The following is a 10,723-nucleotide window of genomic DNA, read 5'->3' on the forward strand; positions in this document are numbered from 1 at the left end:
TAGCTAATCCGAAGAAATTTTGCGTTAAGCCACCTGCACAGGACAAGACTTTTGCTTCTTTTGGTCACAAAAGAAGTGCCAATTAAGAAGTACTGAAAGTTCTAAAACCCGACCTGGAGGTCAGGAGCCAACGGCCGAAAATCGCGTTAAGCCACGGTTACAGGACAAAGCTTTTGTTTCTTTTTGCTACAAAAGAAATGCTATGTGCGAAGTGAAATACCACTAGTCTACAAAGATCTAGAAGCCGAAAGCCGTAAAGGAAAGCCTGACCTAAAGGTCAGACTACCGGACACCCGGAACACCCGGACACCTACCAAAAAACAACCCGCCCAACAAAAACACCGTCCCCAACACCCAACCGATAAACATAAACCCCAGCCCCACCAACATCAGTACGCAACAACGCCACTTCATTAACACCCCGCGTAACCTGCAACTCCCGCGCAAAAACCAACCGCCCCGCCAAATCAAAAACCTGCAGATCAGCTAGAGCCGCCTCCGAAGCCGAAAAGCGGAGCGTAAGCACGGGCCCCGCCGGGTTCGGATAAGCCTCCACTAAACCAAACTCCAACTCTGGAGTAACGGCGGAGCCAGTCACCTTCAACTGAGGCACTAAATAAGATCCATCCCGAAAGGCTTCCCGCACGGCCAAACTATCCGTCAACTCCAAGGGGGAGAGGAGGGAAGCGGCGACAGAAGTTTCCAGCAATAGTTGAAATAACACCACATCCGCGGCCAAACCCTCCACGTCGTGGTGGGCAAAGGCGAATAAGCCATCCTCCAGCCGGTCGGTACGCATCTCCTCTAGTTGAATTGCTCCAGGTAAGACCTCCAGTACACGGATGCCCAACTGCAAAGCCACCGTCCCCTGCAAGCCCTGGCTCCCCGTCAATTCTCCGGGGTAAATATTAACCAGGACGGTACCCGATGACTGACCGGGAAACACCTCCGCCAACAGCGCGGCCCCATCCCTTTTCTCCGCACCCGCGCCAGCGCCCAACTGGTCCCGCATTGTGTCGGGACCAGCGCCCAAATTGCTAAATCCAGACGCATTAACGTCGCCCACCATGATGCCCGTAAAATTGGCTTCTAAACGCTGGCCCGCCAGGTTTTTGATGCTGATGACCTCGGGAAAAGCCGTAGCCCAGGGGTTGGTATTGACCGGGAAAATGAAATCCGCCGGCACGAAACGGTAGGCATCGCTGTTGCGGTAGGCCGCGTCCAGGCCCAGGATGAGGCGGCGGATGGCAATGATGTCGCCCACCGTGATCCGGTCGTCGCGCGTCGGATCGGCGGCCAGCAGGCGGTAGGGGTTGCGCAACTCCGCCAGGCCGAGAATGTGCTGGGTGATGACGACAATATCCGCCGTCGTGACGCCCCGGCGATGACGAGAATAATCATCCAACGACGCCACCAACGTAAAGTCCTCGCCCAGCGGCAAGTCCGTGAACGCAAAGCGGCCCGTAGCATCCGTAGCGGCGGTTTGGGGCGTGGTGCTTCCCGACAAGTCGATGGTCACTCCCTCCATCAATTGCCCCCGCTCGGTCGTTACGGTACCCGCAATGGAACCCTCCTCCGCCCCCGTGCAGGCGCCGTCCTCCCGCGCAAGTAGTACGGTGGCCTCACAAAATGCACCTCCGGCGGTCGGGCTGAAGGCGTAAACGCGGATGGGTACGCGCGACTCGTCCTCGCAGTTCAACAACAGACCTTCGCGGCCCGGCGTGGCGGAAAAGCCGGGCTGATCAACTTCAGACTCCGTGTAGATGGAGTAGTTGACCGGCGGACCGCAATCATCGGCGTTTGGTGGGATAAGGTCGTCCGCGAACACCGCCGCGCGGCCGTCGTCTTCCGTACGCAGCAGGACCGGAAACTCGCTAAAACAAATGGGCGCCGCATCGCCAACTTCGGCTACGCAGAAGGGGATGATTTGCGCGCCGGGGTTGCCACAGGCATCCACCGCCGTTACTCGCAGGGCGTGATCACCCGCCGGCAAACCTGCGAGGGTAACCGTATAACGGCCGTTCCCCAGAGCGGTGATCTCACTGTCCACTAAGAAGCGCGTGCGGGTAAAAGTGCCGTCGAAATCCAGGTCAAGGGCCACCCGTTGGGTAAGTTCTTCGGCGGGGCTGCAGTCGTCAGTCAGGGTATATCCCAGCTGGGCCGTGGCGGTACAGGTCGATCCCGTCAACGCGAAGCAAGCGGCGGGTTCGTTTGCGGTAACCGTTGGCGGCGTACTGTCGAAAACGCGGATCATCTGCTGGTAAACGAAGCCACCCCGGCCCGCCGCCACCCCGTAATCCCGGATCAGCAGCGGCGTAAAACCACCGTTGTCGCGGATGCGGTCCTGGTCCAGTCGTACTACGTCGGCCGTATCGTTGATGCCGTCCCCAAACAGGTGGAGGGTTACGTCCTGATCAAGATCACCGTCGCCGTCAAAATCGCGGGGTACAGTTATGGGTTCCGCCGCCGGGTCGAATTCACAGAGGTTGAGCGCCCGGTGGGTTACGACGAGGTTGTAGCAGGCTTCCCCGTTGGTCGCCGTCCGCTCCGTCGTGGCGGTGCTCACGATCATATCGCAGGTGCCTTCGGACACGTCCACGGCATCAATTTCGGGGGCGTCGGCGCAGTCGCCCGCCCGGTCACCGGGGAAGGTGAGGGAGTATTCCGGAGCCCCCGTCACGGTGATCGTTTGCCGGCAAATTCCATTATTTGTGCGGCCGTCGGCGTCGGTCACGGTAAAGTTGCGTTCCAGCACGCCCGCCCCGCAGTTGTCCAGGCTCCCCCTGAAAGTTTGGGCTACGGCGAGGTCGCAACCTCCGCTTCCCGCAGCTATTCCGAAGGCTGCGTCCAGGGCTGCGGCGGTGGGTGCATCCCCCAAATTCAATTCGTTGTAGGCTGTACAATTAATAATTACGTCGGCCGGCGGCGCGCAGATTAGCGGTAAGAGGCTGCGAATTTCCACCTCCGCCGCGCAGTAATTCAGGTTGCCGCTCGCGTCCAGCGCGCGTAGGCCGATGGTGTTTGTCCCCAGTTCTTCGCAGGTCAGTTCGATCGCCCGCCGGTAGGTCTCGCCTGGTGGTGGGATCAGGGTGCCGTTCCCGCCAATCCGCACGCGGGCGATGGCCAGTTCGAGGCCGTCCGGGCAGTTGTCCGTACTGGCCCGGTCGATGGTGGCGGGCGTGATCGTCGCCGTTCCGTTCGGGGCGCCGGCACCAAAAGTCAGGCTCACGCGCACCGCATCTTCACAGATCGCGGAGGGCGCAACTCGGTCCACTACGCTGATCCGCACGTCGCTGCTATCCGTATTCGCGCAAGCGTCGGCGTACACGTAACGCACGACGTAATCGTCGGGCGGCAGCAATCGGGTGAATTCGGAGGCCAGGTTATTCAGGTCCACTGGCAAGTTCGTCTGCAGGGCATCGGTCGTCGCGCCGGCGGGGTAGATCGTGGCCGTTAGCCGTAGATCCGCGCCACAATTGTCGGCTAGTGCCATTCCGGGTTGGTCCAGCGCGAAGCGGGCACCGCAATTATTCGTGCTGTTGACGACGATCGTTTCTCCGTTGGGCGCTGCCGCGGGTGCGGTGAAAAGGGGCGGGGCAACGTCACTAACCTGGAATACCTGGGTGTACGTCCGGACGTCCGCCAAAGAACACCCATCCCTGAGGGTGAAAGTCCGGACGACCGTAAACCCCTCCGCGCAGGTCACCACCGCCGGCGAATCTTCGTACTCCAGGGAAAGGCCGCAAACCTCATCGCCCCCCGGCGTAAGGGTGATGAGCGAACCATCGTCCCCCACGACAGTCGGGAAATCCGCCGTGGTGGGAAGGGGGATACCGTTCGGCCCGAGGGCGAAGTCAGAGAGTTGGCCACAGTCCAGCACGATTTCACGGATGACCTGGGTGGTATCGACGTCGTCCAATCCGTACCGATTAGCCGTTTGCAGCGTGCCGCTAAGTGGGGTGAAACCCGTAACGGAAGCGTCCGCCGTAATCGCAAAGGGGAACACGCCACATCCATCCACGGTCGCCCCGTTAGCCGGGTTGCCGTCGTTGATGGTGATGGTAAATTGAGCTGAGGAAGCGACCTCGCCGTCTCCGTCCGAATCGTAATTACCGAATACCAGTTCCGCCAAGTCCACCTCCGCTTGGCAATCGTCATTTAGCAAAATGACTGGTCTGGGGACGAGGGAGAGGTCCACCGCGTAAGTCTGTGCGCCAAGCACGCCGCTACCCAAGACGAGGAGTAGCACCAACCAACGGGACGGTGGGGTGAACATTTAAGCGCTGATTCGGAGATTACGGAAAGACACTAAAAACGGAAAAACCAGCACGGCAAATCGCACTAGCTGAGGCTGTTAGGAAAGATAAGCCTGGTTAAAGGTAACAGTTTGTCCGTGATCTTGCCCGCGCGTCATTTCTGCACCCTCTTTTAGGGGGGATGAAATGGAATCATAGGGCTCCGCTCTCGCTTTTGACCGGATCGTCATTTAATAACGAGTCTACCGCCGCACCCAACGGTAATGCTGGCCATCCTCCAGCTGAATTAAATAGGTGCCAGCCGGCCAAGTGTCCGTATTCAAGTGCTGAATTTGATCAGCAAGTAGGGTGGCGGTAGCCATGACCCGGCCAGCACTATCGTAAATGGTCGCCACGCCACCAACGGGTGAACGAAGCTGCAAACGCTGGGTACCTGGGTTGGGCGAGACGGACAGCTCGGTGGCATCCTTCAGGTTCACCGCCACCGGAGTGGAAAGTGTCTCTTTACCATTCAGGTCGCGCTGGCGCAAACGGTAGTACACCACCCCGGGGATGGGGGCCGGATCAACAAAAGAGTACGCCTGGCGCTCCTGGCTATCCCCAAGGGCCGGGGTGCTACCTACGGTCACAAAGGTTACGCCATTCCGGCTCCGTTCGACGATGAAATCTTTCGAACCAGTTTCACTGGCTGTTTCCCAGTGGAGTTCCACTAATTTGCCGTTTGCCCGCGCCCTGAAGTCAACGAGCGTAACGGGTAGGGCAGCCCGGAGCGTCCAGGCCACGGCGTCTTCCAGGAGTTGCTCGAACTGGGGGAAGGCACCGGTGAAGTTATCCGCCCGGTGACCGAGGGAGGTGTAGAACACCTTCGCACCACTGTCGAGCTCGCGCGTCCAGGCTACGGGGCGCTGGGCGTCGTAGGATTCACTCCCGGTGCTGGTGACTTCCAGGACGATGCCGATGACAGCGGAATTGAGGTAGCCGTTCTCCCAGTAGTAGTATTCCTCCAATTTTTCCCAGGGGAAGGTGAGGTTGGCGGTGCTGGGGTGCATCTCCGTTTCGACGATCGTGCCGGGGAAGTTATTCCGGGTGTGGTTGGGGCTTTGCTGGACGCTGCCGCCCAGCGTCTCGGCGTACCAATCCCAGGTGCCCGTTCGGCTGCCGTTGGCCGTGCTGTGGCGGTAGGTATCCGAAGCGGCGTGGATGCCGAGCAGGCTGCCGCCCTTCACGTCGACGAACCATTCGAGGGCGTCCCGCTGGTCGTGGCTCAAGCCTGAGTTGCCACTGGTGTTGCTGAAGACGACGAGGTCAAAATTTTCGAGGTTGGCCTGGGTGAAAGCACTCCCGTCACCGTCGCGGACGACCGTAAAGCCAAGGCTCGTTCCTAAATCTTCGAAGAAAGCTAAACTCTGAGTGCGCGTCCCGTGGTCGAAGCCGGTCGTCTCGTCGTAATGGAGGACCTGGGTCTGGGCGCCCAGAGAGCCGTTCACTGTCAGGCAGCAAAGGAGTAGGTTATAAAAGAAACGCATTTCAAAAGTCTTGGCAGGGTCGTCCAGTGGCCGGTAGGTTCGGTCCGTAGGCCAAAGGTAGGTCTTTGAAGAACCAACTTCCCTCGCACCCGCGGCAGCGCCCAACTTGTCGCGCAAGCTGCTTAGGCCGCCAATGGCTCAATATCAAACCCGGCTTCGCGGACGTTGGCCATGATCGCGGCCTCCTCCGCACTGCCCTCCACGCTGAGGACCTTACGTGGATCCTCCACATCTACCCTCCAGATGGTGACGCCGGCGACCTCGTCCAAAAAGGAGGTGACGGTGCGGACGCAGGAGCTGCAGTTGATGTTGGTGGTAAAGTGCTGGATCTTCTTAGCCATGTTGGTTTTGCTTGCTGAGCGGTAAACGCCACCGACTTGAAAAGAGTTAAAGCGGCGGGGCGCGGTGGAGTGACCTTAACCACTAATTAGCATTCAGATAGTGGCCGTTTCGCCCAACAAAAGCGCCGCCGCCGGGCTTTTGATGCCATGAATATCCGCCTCGTCCGCCAGGAAGACCTCAACAAACAACTGTATAATTCGTGCGTCCATTTCGCGACGAACGGTAGCATCTACGGCTACGATTGGTTCCTGAACGCGACGGCGCGCGAGTGGGACGTGCTGGTGGAGGGCGACGACTGGGTTTCCGTAATGCCGCTGCCCCGCCGTAAAAATTGGTTCGGGCGTATCTACCTGGAGCAACCCCGCCTGGTGCCGGAACTGGCCGTTTACACCGTCCGGGCCATGAGCCAAAAACGGATTCAGGCCTTTTGGGACGCCATCCCCGCCGAATACCGCGGCGGCGGGCTGACGGTAGAACCCGCCTCCGTCCCCGCCGATCAGGGCCGCTTCGAAGTCAAAACCGCCACCGGAACGGTACTGCTGCTGGACCAACCCTACGAGGACATCATCGGTGACTTTTCGCCCACCTACCGCGAAGGCCTGCTGCGCGCAGAAGACGCCGGCCTACGCCCAACCGGCAGCTTCAAACCAGAAACCTTCGCGGACCTCTGGTTAAAGGTGAACGGCAAATCCGCTGACAACGAATGGACCTACCACGCCATGCTACGGATCATGTACCAGGTCCTACACCGCTCCTGGGGCAATACCCAAGCCGTTGCTGATGCCGACGGGAACATCCTGGCCGCCGTCTTTATCGTGTATTCCCACAACCGTATTTTCCCGCTCTACAAGGTGGAAACCACGGCGGGCAAGCAGGCGGGTGCGCTGGCTTACTTGTGGGATAATTTGCTGAAGGGACACGCGGAAAGGAGTTTGAAGATTAAGCGGGAGGAGGTGTTTAGTCTATAGTCTATAGTCTGCAGTCTGCAGTCATGAATTCCCTGGGAATAGGTTCTTGGAGCGGTCCCCAATCCGAGCGTAGCGACTATTGGGGATTCTCCAAGCGGCCGGGTCTGACCAGCAGCCGGGGCGACACCTTCGGTTAACCCCAGGCTACCAAGTTTACCCCTTCGGGGCATCGCGTCTTCAGCAGCCGGGGCGAAACCTTCGGTTAACCCCGGGCTACTAGGTTTACCCCTTCGGGGCAAGGAGTTAGATCAGCCGTATAATTCCGCCACTACCTGGTTGGCTTCGTAGCCCATTTCTTTGAGGGTGGCTACGGCTTCGTCTACCATGACGTTCCAGCCGCAGAGGTAGAATTTTAGCTGGTTAGCCGGTTTCGGGTAGAGGGTTTTGTAGACCTCATGGACGTACCCCCGGGAGGTGGCCATTGTCTTCGTGGCGGCTACGTCTTCGCGGCTGGCGGCTACGGAGTAGGTGAAATTGTCGTGCTCGGCGGCCATGGCTTCGAACTCTTCGCGGTAGAGGATGTCCGCCGCCGTACGGCAGCCGAAGATGAGGTGGAAATTGACGTTCTCAGCGGCCAGCCGCTCCTGGAGCATCGCGCGGAAGGGGGCGACGCCGGTGCCGGTGCAGACCATCACGATATCGTTCTTCAGCGGGCCGGGGGGGAGGGTGAAGACGCCACCGGGGTCCTTACTCTTCACTTCAGTGCCCACTTCGGCTTCTTCGAATAGCCAGGTCGTTCCCTTCCCGCCGGGCAGGTGGACGATGCAGAGTTCGGCTTCGTTACTCCCGTCCGGCGCCGCGGCGATGGAGTAGCTGCGCCAGCCGTCCCGGCGGCGTTCGCTGATGGGCAGTTCGAGGGTGAGGAACTGGCCGGGTTTATAGTCTAGCCGCTCGTGGTGGGGCAGGCGGATCCAGAAGGAGCGGACGGTGGGGGAGCGCTGCTGGATACGGGTGATGGTGGCGGGGTTCCATTTTGGCATGGGCTGGAGGCTGTCCCAGGGTCTTCGGCCTTCGGCCTCGGGACCCTGGGTTAAGGGGGACCCCTTTAGGGTCTGGCGCTACTGTAGGATGAGTTCTTCGTAGGGGATAACCGTTCGGAGGCCCCGTTCGTTGAAGTAGGTGGTGACTTCGGTGGCGGGGCGGTCGGAGAGGGCCCACATGAAGTCGCCACCCCAGGCGCCGAGAGATTTTAGCTGGCCGGGAAAATCCGCGAACAATTCTTCCTGGACGGGGGGCAGACCGAGCGTATCTCCGACGAGGCTTTCGTGCTCCTTTAGCAGATTTTGCGCTGCCCGCAGGTGCGGGGTTTCGGACGTCAGGGCAGCGGTGAGCTGGGCGACTTCCTCCCGGCGTTGTGAGGTTACTTCCGCTTGACGATAGGCCCGAATGCCTTCGCGGGAGTTTTGCTTTTGGTTGCGGTAGACAAAGTAGGTTTGGTGGAGCCATTCGGGTCGCCAATCCAGGGGAGTGACCTCCGGCGTAGTACCGTTGCGGATGTACCGGATTGGCCCGTCGGCGATGGCGCAGGCGAGGTCGTAGCCGCTACCACCGAAAGTGTCCTCCAGTAATTCGTAGGGGTTGACGCCCAGCCACTGCGCCATGAAAGCGATGAGGGTGGAGCTGGTGCCCAATCCCCAGAGCCGTTCGAACTCCAGTTGGCTGTGGACGGCGTAATGACTCGTCGCCGCCTGGAGTACGCCGGGCCGAAGCCGGTCCGCCGCCTGGAGGATTTCGTAGAGGCGCTTCGTGAAGGCGTTGGGGGAGTGGTTATACCCCAGCGATCCATCCCAGTTGATGCTGGTCTTGAACCACTGCTTGCCGCGGAGGTCCTTCGCCATCCAGAACAGGCCCATGCCCCGGGTGAGGGAGGTGGTAAAGCGTTGCCCCAGTTTGGTGGGGACGGCCAGGGCCGGCACCCCGTCGAGGACGAAGTATTCCCCCGTCAGTAGAAGCTTACCGTGGTAGGATTTATCTAGAGAGGCTTTCAGCATAGGAGGGTTTTCGGAAGTAGAAAAAGAGTCCGGCCAAGGCGACCATCAATAGGGCCAGGGATGCACCAACCAGCGGAGAAATACTGGCGTACCAGGGTTTGGTTCGGTCCCAGTTCACTGGCTGCATTCCCCCGAAAGCTTCGAAGGCTGCCCAACGGGAGGGATGGGCGCCCGGGTGATTGGTCAGGTAATCCTTTCGCGAGCGTTGCAGCGCGAGGTGGGCGGGCAAGCCGTCGGCAGTATAATCGTAAAAGGAAGCCATCATTTCGGCGGTAGCCCGGTCGTCCACGGCCCAGTTGGAGGCCACTACGGTACGGGCGCCGGCGGCGAGGAAAGCCCGCGTCAGGCCGATGGTGCCTTCGACGGTATTCTGCCCACCCCGGCTGGTTTCGCAGGCGCTGAGGGTAACCAGGTCCGCATTCAATTCCTGGCGGCTGATCTCGGCGGCGGTGATGGCTTGTGGTTGGCCATCTTCGTTGAGGAGGTAGATCCGGCTTTCCAATCCATCCTGCGCGTTGGAGACGGCGTGGGTGGCAAGGTGGAGGATACCGTAGTCGGGTGATCTATCCAGATAGTGGCTAACGGTGGCGCGATCCCCTCGCCGGAAGGTGCCTCCGGATAGTTGTTGGAGAGCATCCATCTCCCGTGCGCTGCCGGAGAGGGGGGAGAGGTAGGTCTCGGCCCCGCCGCTGGCCGTTCCCTGATCTACGGCCCCACCCGTGAAAATAGGAGCGTAGGCTAAGGGTTGTCGTTTGTTGGGTTCCGGCCGTAGTTCGTTGAGCAACTCCATCGTCCGCAGGGAAAACTGCCGGCTAATGGCGCGTTCGATCCCCAGGTAGCGGGGTGGGCCCGGTTCGCCCAGCGTGTCCATCCGTAATAAGTTGAAGGGGAGGTTTTCCAGGGAACCGTTGGCCACGATGTGCAGGGACGGGGGAAGGGGCTGGGGAAGGTCGCCGAGCAGCAGTTCGTAAAGCCGGCGGAAGTTGCTACCCAATTCCTCCTGCCCTTGCCGTTGGATATCCATTTGGTTCCACGCCTCCGTCAAGGAGTCCACCTCAGCCCGCCGGTGGGAGAGGCGATCTAAGAGTACGGTGTCTTGGCTTAGGTAGAGGCGGTAGAGGATTTTCTTCCCCTTGTAAAATGAAACGTAGGCTGACGAATCAGCTGAAGCTGACGTTTGCAGTCTGGAAAATGAAAGTTGATAATTCTTACGGAGTTCATCTAAGTAATCCGGGTTGTCAGCCCGAAATGTGTGGTTGATTGAATCCAAAGCAAAATTCGTTTCGATTAAACCTACCAGTTCTCCAGATTTGCTGTAATGTTTCCTTGCCTCTTCCAGCTCAGCTTTCTCTTGCAAGTATGTTCTGAAGTTCTCATCAATGCCCTTATACTTATTCTCAATGATCGAACCGTACAAGCCCGCGGAAGTGATGGCATCGTAAATTGAAGTGGACGACTCTAAAAATTCAATCCGTTTCGTTTTGTCGTAAAGGTATTTCCCCACCACGATATTGTTGTGGTACACCGTTTCCCGATTAGATGTCCGGTGCTTAACAATCCCATTTGAAGAGGAAAGCCGATTATTTAAATCTCGAATGGCAATCTCGTTGAAAATAGTGTAGGCGGTGTCTACTACGTTT

7 protein-coding genes are annotated in these 10,723 nt (G+C 59.1%); 1 reads left to right on the plus strand and 6 read right to left on the minus strand.

Features of this window, described 5'->3' with window-relative positions:
* Nucleotides 1-310: 310 nt before the first annotated feature.
* From A3850_RS07135 to A3850_RS07145, 3 genes are all read right to left on the minus strand, one after another.
* Complete coding sequence (locus tag A3850_RS07135; protein ID WP_068215177.1) at nt 311-4,276, minus strand: carboxypeptidase regulatory-like domain-containing protein; 3,966 nt, start codon at nt 4,274-4,276, stop codon at nt 311-313.
* Nucleotides 4,277-4,498: 222 nt separating this feature from the next.
* Nucleotides 4,499-5,782 (minus strand): ThuA domain-containing protein, encoded by a 1,284-nt coding sequence (locus A3850_RS07140; RefSeq protein ID WP_157500965.1) that lies wholly within the window; start codon nt 5,780-5,782, stop codon nt 4,499-4,501.
* Nucleotides 5,783-5,904: 122 nt separating this feature from the next.
* The gene (locus A3850_RS07145) at nt 5,905-6,123 is read right to left on the minus strand and encodes a heavy-metal-associated domain-containing protein (protein ID WP_068215179.1); all 219 of its coding nucleotides are present in this window, start codon (nt 6,121-6,123) and stop codon (nt 5,905-5,907) included.
* A 147-nt stretch (nt 6,124-6,270) separates the two neighbouring features.
* Between A3850_RS07145 and A3850_RS07150 the strand changes: the two genes are divergently transcribed.
* Nucleotides 6,271-7,092, plus strand: a complete 822-nt coding sequence (locus A3850_RS07150; RefSeq protein ID WP_068215180.1) for a hypothetical protein — start codon at nt 6,271-6,273, stop codon at nt 7,090-7,092.
* Between the two features lie 248 nt (nt 7,093-7,340).
* On the opposite strand, the gene A3850_RS07155 is transcribed toward A3850_RS07150, so the two are convergent.
* From A3850_RS07155 to A3850_RS20310, 3 genes are all read right to left on the minus strand, one after another.
* A complete protein-coding gene (locus A3850_RS07155) occupies nt 7,341-8,072 on the minus strand; it encodes a ferredoxin--NADP reductase (RefSeq protein ID WP_068215181.1) in 732 nt (243 codons plus the stop codon).
* Nucleotides 8,073-8,150: 78 nt separating this feature from the next.
* Nucleotides 8,151-9,083, minus strand: coding sequence for a GYDIA family GHMP kinase (locus A3850_RS07160; protein ID WP_068215182.1), 933 nt, complete (start codon nt 9,081-9,083; stop codon nt 8,151-8,153).
* On the minus strand, nt 9,061-10,608 hold the full coding sequence (locus A3850_RS20310; RefSeq protein ID WP_068215183.1) for a CHAT domain-containing protein: 1,548 nt from the start codon (nt 10,606-10,608) through the stop codon (nt 9,061-9,063). Before A3850_RS20310 ends, A3850_RS07160 begins: the two co-directional genes overlap by 23 nt.
* Between the last annotated feature and the right edge of the window lie 115 nt (nt 10,609-10,723).

It is taken from the genome of Lewinella sp. 4G2, from assembly GCF_001625015.1.
Taxonomy (GTDB): domain Bacteria; phylum Bacteroidota; class Bacteroidia; order Chitinophagales; family Saprospiraceae; genus Neolewinella.